General features: G+C 63.0%; 16 protein-coding genes. 11 read left to right on the forward strand and 5 right to left on the reverse strand.

The window, feature by feature from the left end; translation table 11 throughout:
- Positions 1–7 precede the first annotated feature (7 nt).
- The 3 genes from tsaB to tsaD are packed head-to-tail and all read left to right on the forward strand — an operon-like array spanning position 8 to position 2,177.
- The gene (gene tsaB, locus AB0I57_RS04465; protein ID WP_358330368.1) at positions 8–667 is read left to right on the forward strand and encodes a tRNA (adenosine(37)-N6)-threonylcarbamoyltransferase complex dimerization subunit type 1 TsaB; all 660 of its coding nucleotides are present in this window, start codon (positions 8–10) and stop codon (positions 665–667) included.
- Positions 664–1,143 carry a ribosomal protein S18-alanine N-acetyltransferase gene (gene rimI / locus AB0I57_RS04470; protein WP_358330371.1) on the forward strand — a complete coding sequence of 160 codons (480 nt, stop codon included), beginning with the start codon at positions 664–666 and terminating at the stop codon, positions 1,141–1,143. Before tsaB ends, rimI begins: the two co-directional genes overlap by 4 nt.
- Positions 1,140–2,177 carry a tRNA (adenosine(37)-N6)-threonylcarbamoyltransferase complex transferase subunit TsaD gene (gene tsaD, locus AB0I57_RS04475; protein WP_358330374.1) on the forward strand — a complete coding sequence of 346 codons (1,038 nt, stop codon included), beginning with the start codon at positions 1,140–1,142 and terminating at the stop codon, positions 2,175–2,177. The genes rimI and tsaD overlap by 4 nt, the downstream gene beginning before the upstream one ends.
- Here tsaD and AB0I57_RS04480 read toward each other — a convergent pair.
- On the reverse strand, positions 2,170–3,708 hold the full coding sequence (locus AB0I57_RS04480) for an Hsp70 family protein (RefSeq protein ID WP_358330377.1): 1,539 nt from the start codon (positions 3,706–3,708) through the stop codon (positions 2,170–2,172). The two genes, tsaD and AB0I57_RS04480, sit on opposite strands and share 8 nt — an antisense overlap.
- A 201-nt stretch (positions 3,709–3,909) precedes the next feature.
- Between AB0I57_RS04480 and AB0I57_RS04485 the strand changes: the two genes are divergently transcribed.
- The gene (locus AB0I57_RS04485; protein WP_358330379.1) at positions 3,910–4,446 is read left to right on the forward strand and encodes a potassium channel family protein; all 537 of its coding nucleotides are present in this window, start codon (positions 3,910–3,912) and stop codon (positions 4,444–4,446) included.
- A gap of 66 nt (positions 4,447–4,512) precedes the next feature.
- Here the strand turns inward: AB0I57_RS04485 and AB0I57_RS04490 are convergent, their stop codons facing one another.
- Together AB0I57_RS04490 and AB0I57_RS04495 are read right to left on the reverse strand one after the other, a co-directional pair.
- The gene (locus tag AB0I57_RS04490; protein ID WP_358330382.1) at positions 4,513–6,237 is read right to left on the reverse strand and encodes a TIGR03767 family metallophosphoesterase; all 1,725 of its coding nucleotides are present in this window, start codon (positions 6,235–6,237) and stop codon (positions 4,513–4,515) included.
- Positions 6,238–6,526: 289 nt separating this feature from the next.
- Positions 6,527–8,260, reverse strand: a complete 1,734-nt coding sequence (locus AB0I57_RS04495; protein ID WP_358330385.1) for a TIGR03767 family metallophosphoesterase — start codon at positions 8,258–8,260, stop codon at positions 6,527–6,529.
- Positions 8,261–8,488: 228 nt separating this feature from the next.
- On the opposite strand from AB0I57_RS04495, the gene groES reads away from it, so the two are divergent.
- Positions 8,489–8,788 carry a co-chaperone GroES gene (groES, locus tag AB0I57_RS04500; protein ID WP_070377884.1) on the forward strand — a complete coding sequence of 100 codons (300 nt, stop codon included), beginning with the start codon at positions 8,489–8,491 and terminating at the stop codon, positions 8,786–8,788.
- Between the two features lie 95 nt (positions 8,789–8,883).
- Complete coding sequence (groL, locus tag AB0I57_RS04505; RefSeq protein ID WP_358330388.1) at positions 8,884–10,494, forward strand: chaperonin GroEL; 1,611 nt, start codon at positions 8,884–8,886, stop codon at positions 10,492–10,494.
- A 134-nt stretch (positions 10,495–10,628) separates the two neighbouring features.
- On the opposite strand, the gene AB0I57_RS04510 is transcribed toward groL, so the two are convergent.
- Positions 10,629–10,964: a WhiB family transcriptional regulator gene (locus AB0I57_RS04510; protein WP_358330391.1), complete on the reverse strand. Its 336-nt coding sequence runs from the start codon at positions 10,962–10,964 to the stop codon at positions 10,629–10,631.
- Positions 10,965–11,756: 792 nt separating this feature from the next.
- On the opposite strand from AB0I57_RS04510, the gene AB0I57_RS04515 reads away from it, so the two are divergent.
- The 3 genes from AB0I57_RS04515 (at position 11,757) to AB0I57_RS04525 (ending at position 14,220) form a co-directional block, all read left to right on the forward strand.
- Positions 11,757–12,512, forward strand: coding sequence for a hypothetical protein (locus AB0I57_RS04515; RefSeq protein WP_358333137.1), 756 nt, complete (start codon positions 11,757–11,759; stop codon positions 12,510–12,512).
- 153 nt (positions 12,513–12,665) lie between these two features.
- Positions 12,666–13,244: a sigma-70 family RNA polymerase sigma factor gene (locus tag AB0I57_RS04520; RefSeq protein WP_358330394.1), complete on the forward strand. Its 579-nt coding sequence runs from the start codon at positions 12,666–12,668 to the stop codon at positions 13,242–13,244.
- Positions 13,228–14,220 carry an anti-sigma-D factor RsdA gene (locus AB0I57_RS04525; protein ID WP_358330397.1) on the forward strand — a complete coding sequence of 331 codons (993 nt, stop codon included), beginning with the start codon at positions 13,228–13,230 and terminating at the stop codon, positions 14,218–14,220. Before AB0I57_RS04520 ends, AB0I57_RS04525 begins: the two co-directional genes overlap by 17 nt.
- Before the next feature lie 88 nt (positions 14,221–14,308).
- Here the strand turns inward: AB0I57_RS04525 and AB0I57_RS04530 are convergent, their stop codons facing one another.
- Positions 14,309–14,713: a DUF5319 domain-containing protein gene (locus AB0I57_RS04530; RefSeq protein ID WP_358330400.1), complete on the reverse strand. Its 405-nt coding sequence runs from the start codon at positions 14,711–14,713 to the stop codon at positions 14,309–14,311.
- Positions 14,714–14,951: 238 nt separating this feature from the next.
- On the opposite strand from AB0I57_RS04530, the gene guaB reads away from it, so the two are divergent.
- Both guaB and AB0I57_RS04540 read left to right on the forward strand, forming a co-directional pair.
- Positions 14,952–16,475: an IMP dehydrogenase gene (gene guaB / locus AB0I57_RS04535; RefSeq protein ID WP_358330403.1), complete on the forward strand. Its 1,524-nt coding sequence runs from the start codon at positions 14,952–14,954 to the stop codon at positions 16,473–16,475.
- A gap of 34 nt (positions 16,476–16,509) precedes the next feature.
- Positions 16,510–17,646, forward strand: coding sequence for a GuaB3 family IMP dehydrogenase-related protein (locus AB0I57_RS04540; RefSeq protein WP_358330406.1), 1,137 nt, complete (start codon positions 16,510–16,512; stop codon positions 17,644–17,646).
- Positions 17,647–17,873 lie beyond the last annotated feature (227 nt).

The following is a 17,873-nucleotide window of genomic DNA, read 5'->3' on the forward strand; positions in this document are numbered from 1 at the left end:
GAATACCGTGCTTGTTCTCGCCATCGATACGTCCACGCCGGCTGTGACCGCCGGAGTAGTCCACGTCTCGGGCGATTCCGCGTCCGCAGGAACGGTGGACACTCTCGCGGTACGGGTGACAGTCAACCCGCGCGCTCACGCCGAAGTGTTGACGCCGAACATCCTGGAGTGCTTCACGGAGTCGGGCCACGTGGCACCGGACCTCGATGCAGTATTGGTCGGAGCAGGTCCGGGGCCATTTACCGGTCTGAGGGTGGGAATGGCCACTGCTGCTGCATTCGCGGACGCACTGGGCATTCCGGTCTACGGAGTGTGCAGCCTCGATGCCATCGCGGCGCAGGTGGAAAGCGATCGAAACCTACTCGTCGTCACCGATGCCCGTCGGCGCGAGGTGTATTGGGCGCGGTATACGGCAGGGCGCCGGGTGGAAGGCCCCTCAGTCGTCAAACCACGCGAACTCGAGTCCTGGCCGTCCGAGGCAGTGGCAGGTTCTGCGTCACATGTCGACTTGTTCGACCTTCCGGTGGAACCCATCGAAACGCCTTCGCCCGCAGGCCTTGTCTCGGTAGCAGCGGACGCCCTGCTCGGTGGCGCGACGCCCGATCCGCTCGTGCCCCTGTACCTCCGACGCCCGGATGCTGTCGAGTTGGCGGACCGGCAGAAATGATCTTTCGAATCGAACCGATGGAGGTCGCGGACGCCGACCGGTGTGCGGAGTTGGAGTCGCTTCTATTCGCCGGCGACGGACCGTGGAGTGCGGACGCCTTTCGGGCAGAACTCGCCGCCCCGCACGCGTACTACACGGTGGCACGCGAGAACACAGGCAAACTCATCGGATACGCCGGAATCGCGTTGTTGGGCAACAGCTTGAACCCTGAGGCCGAGATTCACACGATCGGAACCGATCCGGCGTGCCGACGCCGCGGTGTCGGCCGTGCGCTACTCGACGAACTGCTTCGAAAGGCCGATAAGCGTGGCGGTCCGGTATATCTCGAGGTGAGAACGGACAACGATGCCGCGATCGCGCTGTACCAACGTGCTGGATTCGAGATCGTGGGAACCCGTGTGAAGTACTACCAACCGAGTGGCGCCGATGCGTTTACGATGCGGCGGTCCGTATCGGGTGAGGAGACGGGGCAATGATCGTCATGGGGATCGAAAGCTCCTGTGATGAAACAGGAGTTGGCATAGTCCGATGGAACGGCGACGGCACGTGTGAACTCCTCGCCGACGAGGTGGCGTCCAGCGTCGACCAACATGCTCGCTATGGCGGGGTCGTACCGGAAGTCGCGTCCCGAGCCCATCTCGAGGCAATCGTTCCGACGATGCGGCGTGCTCTCGGAGCTGCGGGGATCTCCAAGCCCGACGCCCTCGCCGTCACGATCGGTCCGGGCCTCGCCGGCGCCTTGCTGGTGGGTGTCGCGGCGGCCAAAGCGTATGCGGCGGCGTGGGATGTGCCGTTCTACGCGGTGAACCATCTTGGCGGCCACGTTGCGGTCGACACCCTCGAACACGGGCCGATGCCGCCGTGCGTCGCGTTGCTCGTATCGGGTGGACACACTCATCTGCTGCATGTCGAGGATCTCGCCAAGCCGATCGCAGAGCTCGGCACGACCGTCGATGACGCCGCCGGGGAGGCATTCGACAAAGTGGCCCGACTCCTCGGACTAGGATTTCCCGGCGGTCCTGCTCTCGATTCCGCGGCGCAATCGGGCGACCGCAACGCAATCGCCTTCCCGCGGGGCATGACTGGACCGAGAGATGCGCGCCACGATTTCTCGTTCTCCGGACTGAAGACCGCTGTCGCGCGCTACGTCGAGTCCAGGCAACGCGCGGGCAAATCCTGGTCTGTGCCGGACATTGCGGCGAGTTTTCAGGAAGCTGTTGCTGATGTTCTGACAATGAAAGCGGTTCGTGCCGCTCATGATGTCGGCGTCGACACGCTGGTACTCGGCGGCGGTGCGACCGCGAACTCGCGCATTCGCACACTCGCACAAGAACGGTGTGCGGCAGCCGGTCTGACGCTACGCATCCCGAAACCGAGGCTGTGCACCGACAATGGAGTGATGATCGCGTCGCTAGGCGCGCACATTATTGCTGGTGGCGCCCCGCCCTCGCAGCTCACCACCGCGAGCGATCCCGGTCTGTCCGTCGCGACCAGTCAGGTGTTCAGCTGACCGATGTCGGCGCGGTGACCACTGCGGCCGTGGGTTGGAGAGTCACCAGCGCACCGAACTGGGTGCTACCAATACCTGCGTCGACGCTGTTGCCGGATCCGCCGACAATCGGGAGTGAACCACTCGGCGCATGGGGAGACGTGTTGGGTGCCAACACTTCCGGATCGAGAGTCACAAGATTGCGCTGTGTGGATTCTCTTGGATCCAGCGGCCACCGGGGCGGAGTCGCGGGCCACACGATGTGCGGCCACATGCGTGGTGCCGGGATGGCTTCAGTCGGTGTCGGAAGCGCCGCTTTGGTCACCCCCGCTTGTGTGGCGCTCGAAGGGGTCGTCGAATCGGGCGTCGGCGTGCGAGTATCGCCAACCTGTGGCTCGAATGTGTGACGGGCGAACTCGTCCCCAGAGTGTTCCGAGATCAGCGCGGGATCGTGGGATGGAACCGGGGAAGTGGTCGGCGTAACCGGCGAAGTCGTGAGATGTTCGGTGGCATGGAACATGTCGGTCCCGGTGGGAAACACATCGGGTGCAGAAGGGGGTGTGAGTTTGTACACACCGAAACCGAGAAGGAATGCTCCGGCTACCAGGGCGCAGGCCAATGCCCCATATGTTTTCGACACCGACATCATGCGATTCGATCCGATGGCGGGAAACTCGTCGATGGTCGGGGAGACGGCCATCAGCGCCGCACCCTTTGCCGTTACGGTGTCGGGTTCGGCTACGGGAACTACCCCGATCGTGAAGGCATCGGTGACGGCAGCTTTGATCGCGGGAATGTTCGCCATACCGCCGAGCAAGGCCAGTGCGTCTGGGGGGCGCGGCGAAGAGGCAACTGTCGCATGGATGAAGTCGACCGCTATGCGGATGGCCGGAGCGGCGATCTCGTCGAAAGTGGTGCGGCTGATCTCGACCGGCCGATTGCCCTGTAGATCGACGTCGACGTAGGCGTTCGGCTCCGAAGACAGTTGTTCCTTCGCGACGCGGCAACGAGCCGAGAGTAGGGCCCGGTCCAAGTAGCGAAGTGGGTGCGACGTGGGGAGACTGCCGACGACGTGACCGTAGAGCAGGTCATCGATTCCGCGGCCACTGAAATCGTTTGTCCGGTCGGCGTGTATCACTTCTCCGGTCATCTGATCGGCCACGACGACGGACAGCCCGGAATCGCCGAAGTCAGCTATGGCAACGGTGGCGTACTGGGCGATCTCCCCGGTGTGCCGCAGGTATGACAGTGCCGCGACGGCCTCGGGCACCAGATGCACGCGGTGGCGTTGCCGACTGACGGCGTTGCGAATTGCGTGGGCTTGTTTGGGGGTTCGGTAGGTTACGGCGAGGGCATCCGGGGCGGCGGGGGCGGCGGGAACCTGCGTGGTCATCAGTGAGATCGATGATCGGACCAGATCGCCGAGATCGGAATGTGACTGGTCGGCAGAGAGGAAGCGGAACTGGGCGTGTTGCGCCCCGTTCGGAGAAATCTTGACGAGAGCGGAGCTGACACCTGCCGCACCGGTCGACATCCCCAAAGACGTACCCATCACACCACCTTGCATGTTCGACGCGTGACCTGAGTTTCTGCCGGAGCGTCCACCTCAGCCGGAGTTTCCTGTCGGCTGTATCGGCGGGTGTTACCTGAACGTTACAGAAAAATTGAGAACTTCGCTCCGCAATATCAGCGAAGGGGCGGAGGATTGCGCTCGACAGACCGGACCACCTGCGTAGTTGTCCAAAGGAATCGTATGGGATCTGCGAGTGATTCTCGTCACTTCACCTATCGCGAGCGCCGTCGGCTGTTGTGGCGCGCTGTCATGCGCCCGCTGGTTCTCGTGGCAGTCTGCCTAGGGGCCTACTTCTTCCTGCCCTGGACGGCCATTGACGAACTGTCTGTGCCAGGACTCTTGGTAGGAGGCCTGATTGTCATTCTCGTCGTCGCGGCTTGGCAGCTCCAGCGCATCGTTGTTTCGGAGGCGCCGGTGCTCCAGGGAGTTGAAGCGCTTGCCGTGATCCTGCCCATGTATCTCCTCGGATTCTCGGCTACCTACATGCTGATTTCCGAGCGCTATCCCGAGTTCTTCTCCGAGTCCCTCACACGTATGGGGGCTCTGTACTTCTCGCTCTCAGTCTTCTCGACTGTTGGTTTCGGCGACATCGCCGCGGTATCCGACCCGGCGAGAGCAATTGTGAGCGTGCAGATGGTCGGCAACATGATTCTGATCGGAGCGGGAGTCCGACTGGTCGTGGCCGTCGTCGGCTGGTCGAGCCGACGACGGCGCTAGCTATCGAGACGTGGAAGCTCCGGCGCTGCTGCAGCGGAACTACTCGTCGTGTTGCGAATCCCTAGCTCAGCTACGGTCCGACACAAGCAACAGTTCGGCGTTCTGGTCCCGGGACTTGCCCCCCTTGGTTGGATTGCCATGGGGGTCGTTGAAGGCGAACTCCCGGTACAGCGACGCAAGCCCAACCGGCGAGAGATCGGTGTAATCGACGGAATAGGGGCTGTCGGCTTCGAACAGGGTGGTGAAGAGCGAGATGGTGCCGTCTTCGTTGTCGGCCACCTCGATGATCCGTCCGAGTTGGGGGAAGTCGATGTGCGATGCCGTGTTGATCTCCCAGAACGACTGCCCCGGGGTCTTCCCTTCCTTGGGCCTGATCTTGTTCCGATGGCTGTGGCCGTTGACCCACGCGAGCACGTTCGGGAATCGGTGCAGCAGATCTACCACCTCTGAACCGGGTACTCGGCGCTCGGACGGGTTCGTCGGATCCGGGCGCAGGTTGTCCATGCTGCTGGTGTGGTGGCTGAACAGCACGAACCAGGTGTCGGTGGCCTGTCGTGACACAGGTGAGCCGTCGGTATCGAAGTAGCGACTGCTCCCCTTGATCAGAGTTTCCTCGAGCCACTTGAACTGTGCCTCGCCGAGCGAACCTTCGGCGAAGCCGGCGTGGTTGGTGGAGTCCATGCCGATTCCGACGACGCCCGGGGCCATCTCGAAGGTGTAGTAGCCGATCCCGGTCTCGCCGGCGTCCGGCGCGAACCCGTGACCGATCGGTCCCGGGCCTCTGTTCTCCAGTTTCAGGTGTTCGGCAATGAACTCGCGTGGCGTGAACGGCTTGCGGGCGCGATCGGATGTGACCCTTTCTGCCCCCTTGGTGAACGAGGACAGGGTGGCGAGCACAAGCTCGGCGTCGCCGGAGGTGGCGGCGGAGCCAAGGACGTCCAGTTGCTCCGCTGATCCCGGTTCCATGAACTTCCACGGACCGGTGTACATGTTCTCCAGCAACGGGACTCCGGTCGGGATGCTGCCTACCACCGTGTCGTCGTGATTGCCGAACACGCAGTACCACGGGGTGTTCAGGCCCGGGCTGCTGAACGGCGCGATCGCGGCGTCGAGCAGCCCCGGAATCTCTGGATATCCGGCCTGCTTGTAGTTGTCCTGAGCCGACGATCCAGGGTTCCAATACAGCTCCACACCCGAGTCCTGCACACCCTCGTAGGTGTCGGGGTCGCCGGTGTTGGGGGTGATGGTGCCGCCGTTCATGGCGGTGAGGAACCAGTCCAGTTCGGCGAATTCCTTGTTGTCGGTGTTGTCGCCGGTGGTCACGACCGCGTCGAATGGGCGCTGGGTGTGCGGTCCGGATCCGATCGAATTGATCTGCCTGACCAGGGCGGTAAGGCCCTGGACGGTCAGAGTCTCCTGGGGGCGGAAGGCCGCGCCGTTGTAGGAGTCGAGGAACTCGAAACGTAGAGGTGACTGAGAATCAATGATGTGAACGTCGGTGATCTGCACGAAGGAGGCGAGGTCGGTGCGCCGATCCTCACGGCCTGCCTTGGCCTCTGCGAGCTCGGTGCGGACGACTGTTTGCCAGCCCGGACCCGGGCCGAGTTTGCGATAGCCGGTGTTGCCGAGCGGTACGGCAACCGCTTCGAGAGTGGTGCCGGAGATCGAGGAGGTGGGCAATGGTGCAGCACCTGCATATTGCAAACCCCAAGGGCGCGTTCCGAATCCAACTGCTCCTACCGCACCGAGCCCCGCGAAAGTCAAGAATGAACGTCGAGTGATGTCAGCCACGCGGGCACCATACGCGATGAATCATCGAACAGCGGAAGGATTCCGCACAGTCACCGCATTTGTGATGCGTACCACAACATTTGATGACTGTGAGCGCGGCCGCTTCTGGGGCACACGGTCATTCGCCGCTGTTCAGGTGGCGGGGCCCGGAGCATCCACAACCGTTGAAACGTGGTCGTCCGTCCTGTACGCACGGCCTATGGCCGGTCCCGGGTGTCGGGGTGGATCAACCTGTTCGACAGCGTGTTCCACCCCGACACCCGGCCGGGCAATTACAGTGAATCCGGGCTCAGCGATCTGACGTCAGCAACAATTCGACGTTCCTGTCGCCGGCTGTGCCGGTGCGGAAGTCCGGCATGGCGTGGATGTCGTTGAAGGAGAACTCCCGGTACAGCGACGCCAACCCCAAGGGGGAGAGGTCGGTGTATTCGACGGCATAGGGACTGTCGGCCTCGAACAGGGTGGTCAGCAGTGAGACGGTGCCGTCTTCGTTGTCGGCCACCTCGATGATCCGCCCGAGTTGGGGGAAGTCGATGTGCGATGCCGTGTTGATCTCCCAGAACGATTGCCCGGGGGTATCTCCTTTCCAGGGTTTGATCCTGTTGTCATGGGTGTGGCCGTTGACCCATGCGAGCACGTTCGGGAACCGGTGCAGCAGATCGATCAACTCGGCACCGGGTATACGGCGTTCGGAAGGGTCAGCTGGATCCGGTTCCAGATTGTCCATGGTGTCGCTCGTGTGATGGCTGAACAGTATGAACCAGGTGTCGTCGCCCGAACGCGAGACCGGAGAGCCGCCGGTGTCGAAGTAGCGATTGCTCCCTTCGATCAGGGTTTGCTCGATCCACTTGAACTGTGCCTCGCCGAGCGAGCCATCGACGTAGCCTGCGCGGTTGGTGGAGTCCATGCTGATACCGACGACGCCCGGGGCCATCTCGAAGGAGTAGTAGCCGATCCCGGTCTCGCCGGCATCCGGTGCGAAACCGTGCCCGACCGGGCCCGGGCCGGTGTTGTCTGGTTTCAGGTGTTCGGCAATGAATTGGGCTGGGGTGAACGGCTGCCGCCGGGGATCGGCAGTGACCGTCCGGGGTGGCGTGGTGAATGCGGACAGTGCGGTGAGAAAGTCTCCTGCGCTGCCGGAACCGGCGGCCGACCCTGCCGACATCGCCTCCTTCTCCGATGGCACCTCGAATTTCTCCGTGCCTGTGTACATCCGTTCGAGGAGGCCGATGTCGTTCGGGAGGACGCCCTGCACAGAATCGTCGTGGTTGCCGAACACGCAGTACCACGGTGTGTTCAGGCCGGGGCTTTCAAATGACGTGATCGCGGCGTTGAGCAGCTCCGGAAGTTCGGGGAAACCTTCCCGCTTGTACATGTCGGTGATCGACGATCCGGGGTTCCAGTACAGGTCGGCACCCGAGTTCTGCACACCCTCGTAGGTAGTGAGATCACCGGTGTTTGGGGTGATGGTGCCGCCGTTCATGGAGGTGAGGAACCAGTCCAGTTCGATGAATTCCTTGTTGTCGGTGTTGTCACCGGTGGTCACGACGGCGTCGAACGCACGCCCGGTGTGGGGGCCGGAGGCGAGTGAGTTGACCCGCCTGACCAGGGCGGCCAGCCCCTGAGTGGTGAGTGTCTCCTGGGGGCGGAAGGCGGAGCCTTCCATGGGATGCATGTATTCGACACGAACAGGGGACTGGGCATCGACCATATGGACGTCGGTCAATTGCACTAAGGAGGCGAGTGCTCGGCGCCGGTCTTCACGGCCGGACTTGGCCTCGGCGAGTTCGGTGCGGACGACTGACCCCCAGCCAGGTCCCGGGCCGAGCTTTCTGTATCCGGCGCTGCCGACAGGTATGGCCGCTGCTTCGAGAGTGGTGCCGGCGATGGAGGCGATCGAGGAAGTGGGCAACGGTACTGCGCCTGCATATTGCAAACCCCAAGGGCGCGTTCCGAATCCAACCGCCCCTACCGCGCCGAGCCCGGCGAAGGTCAGGAATGAACGTCTGTTGATATCAGCCACGCGGGCACAATACGTGATAAATCAACCATCAGTGATGGTTTTTGTGATTACTACCACAGCACCCCCGCTCCTTGAGGGTTGGCACTCTCACGTATAGAGTGCCAAGTGGCGCCGATCGAGCTCCGGCACCCGCGACGACGGGGCATGTGAAGTGCCGTATACGGAACACTCAAACATAGAGTCCGAGGAAGTCCTCGGACCGAGATACCCCAAAGTGGAGGGCTCATCGTGGCGAGCGTGAACATCAAGCCGCTCGAGGACAAGATCCTCGTCCAGGCCAATGAGGCAGAGACGACGACCGCCTCGGGCCTGGTCATCCCCGACACGGCCAAGGAGAAGCCGCAAGAGGGCACCGTCGTCGCAGTCGGCGAAGGCCGCGTCAACGAGCAGGGCAATCGCATCCCGGTCGATGTCAAGGAGGGTGACACGGTCATCTACTCCAAGTACGGCGGAACCGAGATCAAGTACGCCGGTGAGGAGTACCTGATCCTGTCGGCACGCGATGTGCTGGCTGTCGTCTCCAAGTAAGACATACGTGATCCGCCCCGGAGTCCCCTACAGGAACCCGGGGCGGAGTGCGTTCACGCGCGAAAATCCCTGAGATCCAGGAGAAGACAGAACATATGTCCAAGCAGATTGAGTTCAACGAAACCGCGCGTCGGTCGCTCGAGCGCGGGGTCGACAAGCTTGCCGACGCGGTCAAGGTGACCTTGGGTCCGCGTGGCCGCCACGTTGTACTGGCCAAGGCGTTCGGTGGCCCCACGGTCACCAACGACGGTGTCAGCATTGCCCGGGAGATCGAGCTCGAGGATCCGTTCGAAAACCTCGGTGCACAGCTCGTCAAGAGCGTCGCCACGAAGACCAACGATGTCGCGGGGGACGGCACGACGACGGCTACCGTGCTCGCACAGGCTATCGTGCGAGGCGGTCTGAAGAACATCGCGGCAGGTGCCAACCCGATGGCACTCGGTGTGGGCATCAACGCCGCAGCCGAGAAGGTCACCGAGACGTTGCTCGCCGCAGCCACCCCAGTCTCTGGCGAGAAGTCCATCGCCCAGGTCGCGACCGTCTCCTCACGTGACGAGGAGATCGGCGGACTCGTCGGAGAGGCGCTCACCCGTGTCGGCGCCGACGGAGTCGTCACGGTGGAGGAAGCATCCACACTCGCAACCGAGCTCGTGATCACCGAGGGCGTCCAGTTCGACAAGGGCTTCCTGTCGCCGTACTTCGTCACCGACCTCGACGCACAGAAGGCTGTATACGAGGACACGCTCGTGCTGCTGTACCGCGAGAAGATCAGCTCCCTGCCCGACTTCCTGCCGCTGCTCGAGAAGGTCGCCGAGAGCGGCAAGCCGCTCCTTATCATCGCGGAGGACGTCGAGGGAGAGGTGCTCTCGACGTTGGTGGTCAACTCCATCCGCAAGACCGTCAAAGCGGTCGCGGTCAAGGCGCCGTTCTTCGGTGACCGCCGGAAGGCATTCCTCGAAGACCTCGCGGTCGTCACCGGTGGCACTGTCATCAACTCGGATGTCGGCCTCACGTTGAAGGATGCCGGTCTGGACTTGCTCGGCAGCGCCCGCCGCATCGTCGTCAGCAAGGACGAAACCACGATTGTCGACGGTGCCGGAACCGACGCCGACATCGAGGCCCGCATCGCTCAGCTGCGCCGCGAGATCGAGAACACCGACTCCGACTGGGACCGTGAGAAGCTCGAAGAGCGGCTTGCGAAGCTTGCCGGTGGCGTGGCGGTCATCCGCGTCGGTGCTGCGACCGAGACCGACCTCAAGGAGCGAAAGTTCCGTGTCGAAGATGCCGTGAACGCGGCGAAGGCCGCTGTTGCCGAGGGCATCGTCCCTGGTGGTGGTTCCGCTTTGATTCAGGCCGGCGCGGAGCTGGCCGATGACTTGGGTCTGACCGGTGATGAGGCCACTGGTGTCAGGGTGGTTCGCGAGGCCTTGCAAGCCCCCCTGTTCTGGATTGCCGGTAATGCAGGCCTTGACGGCTCCGTGGTGACCAGCGAGGTTGCCGAGCTGCCCAAGGGGCACGGATTCAATGCCGCGACCCTGACCTACGGTGACCTGCTCGCCGACGGAGTGGTCGACCCGGTCAAGGTCACCCGTTCCGCGGTCGTCAATGCGGCCTCGGTCGCAAGGATGGTCCTCACCACAGAGAGCGCAGTGGTCGAAAAGCCTGAGGAAGTAGAAGAGCCTGCGGGTCACGGTCACAGCCACTAGTCGCGGCCCCGGACGCTGATCGAGCGTACTTCGTTCGACCTGGAGAACCCCCGCACGTCGACCCGTGCGGGGGTTCTCGTGCACGGGTGCACTGATCTCAGCACGCCGGAATGTGTCGGTAGGGTCGCTGCCGGTCAGTGGCGGTGGGCCCGCGTGGCGACCTGGCAGTTCGGTTGGTAGGGCTGGACGGTCAGGTGGCGCCGGCGAGTACGCCCCTCACGTTCGGTCTCGGACATACCGCCCCAGATCCCGTACGGCTCGGACACCCGCAGGGCGTGATTGCGGCAGTCGTCGAGGACAGGGCAGCGATTGCACAGTTCCTTGGCGCGCTTCTCCCGTTGCTTGCGTGCTCGTCCACGTTCGCCGTCTGGGTGGAAGAACATCGAGGAGTCGGCCCCGCGGCACAGTCCGTGCATTTGCCAATCCCAGATGTCTGAATTCGTGCCGGGAAGGTCATTGGGCGCAGGCATGTGGACTCCTTACTTGCAAACTCGCCTCTAGTGACGAGCGGAAAGCGGACTCGAAGAAAAATTCGAGCCACCGAATCGTTTACATAGCTAACCGTAGGGCCGTGCGCGAAATCACGTCAACCGTGCCGGGAGTGGGAAATTACATATCCCTAATACCGAAAATCAACCTGAAGAATCTTTACTTCCAGGTGATTTTGTGATCATGTTCCGCATTCCGAAGGTGCCGGCTGCGGGAACCGAGGTGGGTCGCGATAGGCCGCACGTCTGAACGGCGCAGGCTCCGGCGCAGCCGTGGATGAAGCTACTTTCCCGGAATCGTCCCAGTTCAAGCTACTCGGCCTGACTCCTGTTGGATCGGGTCACGCGTGAGGTACCAGGCCTTCCCGGAACCCTTTGGGAGTCGTCCTGCCCCCTTCCGGGGATGCATCCGCCAGGCACTTGATCGTCTTTGAGGCCGCCGGTATACGACCGGGCACTCTGTATGCGGAAACGGCAGCAGGCATCCTGAAATCAAAATTTCTAACGCCCGAAAAAAGGCGGATGGTATCCCGATTAGAAGATCAGAAACAGACTTGTTGAATCTTTTGTCACTCCATTATTGCCACGCGCCCGAACTTAAGTGAACGAATATTCGCGTCGGTCTCCTATGCGCTCGATGAGGATGACCACGGCCGGTGACACACGGTCCTGCAAGGATGCGATGATTTCGGCGTGCATGACCCGACTGATCTCCGAGAAGAAGTGGCAAGGTGCTTGGCTGGAGCGGCCTTCGGTTCCGATCCGGGCAGGGTCATGCTTCCGGGGTCGGATGTTCCCGTCGAGCGCTGGATGCACGCGGTCGCAGAGGGCGGGCAGGGCCATTACAGCCGGGCCCGGGCCGAATTGGCGACGCTGACCCGAAGCTCGGCGGCCGATGCCGTGGTCTCTTTGGCCTGGAGTACACAGGCATCGTTCCTGAGGCAGCTCGGCTGGCACAGCGTTGCCGCTGGATTCGACGGCAAGGCGCTTGCTCTGGTCGGGATGGAATACGAGAGCGGCGGGGAAGACCTTCTCGTACGTGAAGCGCAGTGTGACGCACTAACCGGACTCGCGGCGGACGCGTTGGGATGTGGGCGGCTCGCGCTCGGCTGGCGGTTGCTCGATCGTTGTGGTGTCCATCTGTCGCGTGGTGCCGAGGGAGAGATGTGGCGACAGCGTGTGCGCTGTCACTGGGTGAGCGCGGAACTGTCCCTCGCCGGCGCGGACTTCGCGGCCGCGCAGCGCCACGCCGATATCGCGGCAGAAATTTCGGATGCTGCCGGATCAGTTCGTCACCGCATCAAGTCCGATCTGTTGCGGAGTGCCTCGATGACGGGGAAGGCTGATTCGGATTCCGCGGCGCGGCTTGCCACGGATGTGCTCGACCGATGTGATCAATATGGCTTGATACCCCTGAAGTGGGCGGCTGCGATGCTGCTCAGTGGTGTGTCGGGCGATTCGGGTGCGGAGACGGTTCGTCTGGAGTGTGAAGCCCTCATCCGGGCGAGGGGTGGACGCTTCCGGAATTGACGACTACAAGATGCTTGCCCAGGGGCGGGAGTTGTCCGAATCCGGTCCGATACTGCTCGGTAGGCACCGTTACCCTTGGAGTGTTCCGCTGAGCGCGGGAGCCCACCCGTCACGTCGGGCGGTGCCACTGTAACGCCAGGACGTCCAGCCACGATGACTGATATGAGCGAGGAGTTGAACTCTGCCGTCCCTGCTGCAAAGCGGGGTGACAGGGCTGCTCTAGCTCTGATCCTGGAAACAATTAGGCCCGTGGTTGTGCGTTACTGCAGAGCCAGGGTCGGCGCTGCGGAGAGGGGGCAATTGTCGGCAGATGACGTGGCACAAGAAGTGTGCCTAGCCGTGATGACGGCCTTGCCTCGTTACGAAGATCAAGGTCGGCCGTTCATGGCATTTGTCTATGGGATCGCCGCCCACAAGGTCGCGGATGCGCACCGGAACTCGGCGCGTAACAAGTCGGAGCCCGTCGCCGAAGTACCAGATGTCGTAGCCAACGACGACGGACCCGAACAGAGGGCGCTGGACTCGGAAGCGAGCAGGCAGATGAACGAACTGCTGAGCAAACTGCCGGAGAAGCACCGGGAGATCTTGATTCTCCGCCTCGTGGTCGGTATGTCGGCAGAAGAGACGGCCGCGGCGGTGGGTAGTACCGCAGGAGCTGTTCGCGTGGCTCAACACCGAGCTCTCGCGAAATTGAAAAAAGAAGTGACGAAGGCAGGTGAGAGGTTTGGCTAGGGGTAACGAGCGTAACGGCAATCCCAATGCCGATCTCCCTGAAGACGACGAGCCGGTCGATGTAGCGGCGGTGCGGCGCGACGATTCGTTGATCGACGCTATCGCTTCCGATGGCCCTGTCGCAACGGATTCTCCAGAGCAGTACGAGCTCGCGCTCCTGCTGACCAATTGGCGTTCGGACATCGAGGCGAAGCCGATACCGGCCGAACCGGCGCTCGACGATGTGATCGCTGCCATGGGCACAGCGAAAACACGCTCGGCCGGCAGTGTTGTCCGCGGAAAGCTCTTCCTGCTGCGGCCGATCGCCGGAGCAGCCGCCGCGATTGCGGTCATCATGGGCGGTGCCACCATATTCTCCTACAACGCCGAACCGGGCGATCCACTGTGGGGCGTCAAGTCGGTGGTTTTCAGCCAGCAGGCAGAATCGACGGTCGCGAGGATCGACACCACGTCACAGCTAGAGGAAGCCGAGCGGATGATTGCCGCAGGCGACGCCCCCCGCGCGAGGGACATGCTGGCGAACGCCGCAGACCGTGCCGGAGGTGTGCGTGAACCCGAGGTGCGCAGCGAACTCGATGGGTGGCGTTCGCAGCTGGCCGCGGAGGTGGACAGAATTGCTCCTACCACGCCGCCGGAAGAGACGACACCCCCCGTTCCTACCACCACGGATGAGTCTCCTGAGGCAACCGAGCCGTCGTCAACCGCCCCTGAGACGTCGGATTCCACGGTGCCCAGTAGCAGTCCGTCGCCTAGTAGTGCTGCGGCAACGGGAGGCCCAGGGGAGCCGACCACTTCGCTACCAGAAACAACGACCATGACGTCGCCGTCGACGCCCCCGGAATCCAGCATCGCGACGGTCCCGTCTTCACCGACCGAACATCTGAACTCCGGACAGCCCGCTGAGCAGCCCTCGGACGAAACCTCGCCAGTGCTGCCAACCACCACGCCGACGACTCCCACTCCTGGCACCGGGTAGTCGGCACCGAAGAGGGTCCGGGCAGACACCGGTGTGGCCCGACGCTGAATGCGCCGGGCCACACTGGAATATCTGTCGATCGATCAGGTCAGGTGTCGAGACCATCCCCATGAAGCGCGTCGTTCATCGAGGCGTCCGCGTAACCGCGGCAGTAGTCCCAAGTGACATACGCCTCAGGTGTCGGGTCGTAGGCGGGCTCGTGCGGACGGACGGTGCCATCGACCAACAGTTGGAGAAGGTTGGCGCGAAGCATGTCCCAATCGTGGTAGTGATCCTGCTGGCAGTCTTCGCAACACACGACGAGGCCGCGGATCCCGCGATGCGCCAACAATGATTCGTACACGGTGAGGTCGGCCAGGTCTTCCTCCACCGCGAGGCGCTCGTGAGGATCGAGTGGCTGACCTGGTTCGATCGCGTCGAGAGCGGCGGACGGGTCGACTGGGTCTCCGGCGAAGGGGTCCGGGGGCAGACCTGGAGGCAATTGATCTCGCACAGCACCACGGTACGTGGGTTATCCCCTTCTGCGCCAGCCATTGAGCGTACGCCCAGCGTGGGGGGCTCTGTGACGATCACGTCGAGCCGATATCATGATGTGTGGAGCCGGGGAATCTCGATCGTCGATCTACCGTTTCCCAGTATCCGCGTTACGAAATATCGCGCCAGATCGAAGATCCGACCGCAGACGGCGTCACCGGCGCTGCATCTATCTCTCCATGGAGGGCCGCAACCGCATGACAAGTTCAGCAGGGCATGTACACACCGGCGGTGATGACCCGAACAAGGTCGCGATGCTCGGTCTGACGTATGACGACGTACTGCTCCTGCCTGCGGCGTCGAATGTCATCCCGGGCCAAGTTGATACGTCCAGTCAGTTGACCCGCGACATCCGACTGCGAGTTCCTCTCGTCAGTTCCGCGATGGATACCGTCACCGAGGCCCGTATGGCCATCGCGATGGCCCGCGTCGGTGGAATGGGCGTCCTGCACCGCAACCTTTCGATCGATGCCCAAGCCGGGCAGGTGGAGACGGTCAAGCGGTCCGAGGCGGGCATGGTCACCGACCCGATCACATGTAAGCCGTCCGACACCCTTGCCGATGTCGACGCCAAGTGCGCTCGCTTCCGGATATCAGGACTGCCGGTTACTGACGACTCCGGGCAACTCGTCGGCATCATCACCAACCGCGACATGCGATTCGAGGTCGACCAGAACCGCCCGGTATCTGAGGTCATGACGAAGTCGCCTCTGATCACCACCCAGGAGGGCGTCACGGCAGAAGTGGCGTTGGGTCTGCTCCGCCGCCACAAGATCGAGAAGCTGCCGATCGTGGACGGGCAGGGCAAATTGACCGGGCTCATAACGGTCAAGGACTTCGTGAAGACCGAGCAGCACCCGAACGCCACAAAGGATCGTGACGGGCGGTTGCTCGTCGGTGCGGCAGTGGGTGTGGGTGACGAAGCGTGGAATCGGGCGATGGCACTGACCGACGCCGGTGTCGATGTTCTGGTGGTCGACAGCGCACACGGTCACTCGGCCGGGGTGCTCGACATGATCTCCAAGCTCAAGGCGGAAGTCGACGAGAGGGTACAGATCATCGGTGGCAACATCGCGACACGCGCTGGTGCCGCAGCGCTCATCGAGGCAGGTGTCGATGCGGTCAAGGTCGGTGTCGGCCCTGGCTCCATCTGCACAACCCGTGTCATCGCCGGAGTCGGCGCACCTCAGATCACCGCGATCCTGGAGGCGGTTGCGGCCGCCAAGCCCCACGGTGTGCCTGTCATCGCGGACGGTGGACTCCAATTCTCGGGCGACATCGCCAAGGCAATTGCAGCGGGGGCCTCGACAGCGATGCTCGGTTCGCTCCTCGCAGGTACCGCCGAGTCGCCAGGTGAGCTGATCCTGGTGAACGGCAAGCAGTACAAGAGCTACCGCGGAATGGGTTCGCTCGGTGCGATGCAGAGCCGCGGTGTGGGGAAATCGTATTCCAAGGACCGCTACTTTCAGGATGACGTGCTTTCCGAAGACAAGCTGGTCCCGGAGGGCATCGAGGGCAGGGTGGAGTTCCGTGGCCCACTGTCCCAGGTGACCCATCAGCTCATAGGTGGTCTGCGCGCGGCGATGGGTTACGCGGGTGCATCCTCGATCGAGGAGCTTCAGACGGCGCAGTTCGTGCAGATCACGGCCGCGGGCCTGAAGGAAAGCCACCCGCACGACATCACGATGACAGTCGAGGCTCCCAACTACACCGCCCGGTAGAAAACCGGTCACGATTCACGAGAAAGGGGCGCGTGTGCGCGACCTCGTTGAGATCGGCATGGGCCGAACAGCCCGACGAACCTATGAGCTGGACGACATCGACATAGTCCCGTCGCGGAGGACTCGCTCCTCGCAAGAGGTGTCGACGGCCTGGCAGCTGGACGCATACCGGTTCGAAATCCCTGTGCTGGCGCATCCCACGGACGCGCTCGTGTCGCCGTCGTTCGCGATCGAACTCGGCAAGCGAGGTGGCCTGGGCGTCATAAACGGTGAGGGCCTGTGGGGCCGGCACGCCGACGTCGAAGCGAAGCTTGCCGAACTGGTCGCGCTGGCGGAGTCAGGCGAGGTCGATGCACCGATCAGGAAGCTGCAGGAGTTGCACGCGGCGCCGTTGCAACCGGGCCTTCTCGCGGCTGCGGTGGCTCAGGTTCGTGAGGCGGGTGTCACCGCCGCGGTGCGCGTCAGTCCGCAGAACGCGCGGGTGCTCACCCCGCTGCTACTCGATGCAGGCATAGATCTTCTGGTCGTGCACGGCACGATCATCTCCGCCGAGCATGTTGCGCAGGGCGACAGCGAGCCGTTGAACCTCAAGACGTTCATCTCCGAACTCGACGTCCCCGTTGTCGCGGGCGGAGTGAGCGATCATCGAACCGCGCTGCACCTGATGCGCACCGGCGCGGCGGGTGTAATCGTCGGGTACGGCTCCACCGAGGATGCTACAGCGACCCGTGAGGTCCTCGGTATCGGAGTTCCGATGGCGACGGCCATCGCGGACGCCGCTGCGGCCCGCCGAGACTACTTGGACGAGACGGGGGGTCGCTACGTCCACGTCATTGCCGATGGCGATATCACGTCTTCAGGCGACCTGGCCAAGGCCATCGCTTGCGGTGCGGATGCTGCCGTCCTCGGTGCACCGCTGGCCGTCGCAGCGGAGGCGCCCGGCGGTGGTTGGTACTGGCCATCAGTTGCTGCGCATCCCTCGGTTCCTCGTGGCGCGTTGCTACCCGTTTCGTTCGGAGACCGGCCCTCGCTCGACAAGGTCCTCACCGGACCGTCCGACGACCCATTCGGTTCCCTGAACTTCGTTGGTGGCCTGCGCCGCTCGATGGCCAAGTCGGGGTACTCGGACCTCAAGGAGTTCCAGAAGGTGGGACTGACCGTCCGCGCCTGAGGCTTCTGGGTCGATCGGCCGCCGATTGCGTCTCGATCCTGCTTGAATCAGGTATGCAACCAGGCACTGGGTCGCGTACTGGGGCGGGGGCCACGCTCGTCCTGGTGACACTGTCGGCCGGACAGTTCCTGATGACGCTCGACAGTTAGTCGCGCGACCGTCTGGAGTGCGTTGAGTTCGAGTACCACCGACAGGAACAGGGGCACCGTGAAGAAGACCCCGGCCTC

Source organism: Rhodococcus sp. NPDC049939, assembly GCF_040656415.1.
In the GTDB taxonomy this organism is placed as follows: Bacteria; Actinomycetota; Actinomycetes; order Mycobacteriales; family Mycobacteriaceae; genus Rhodococcus_F.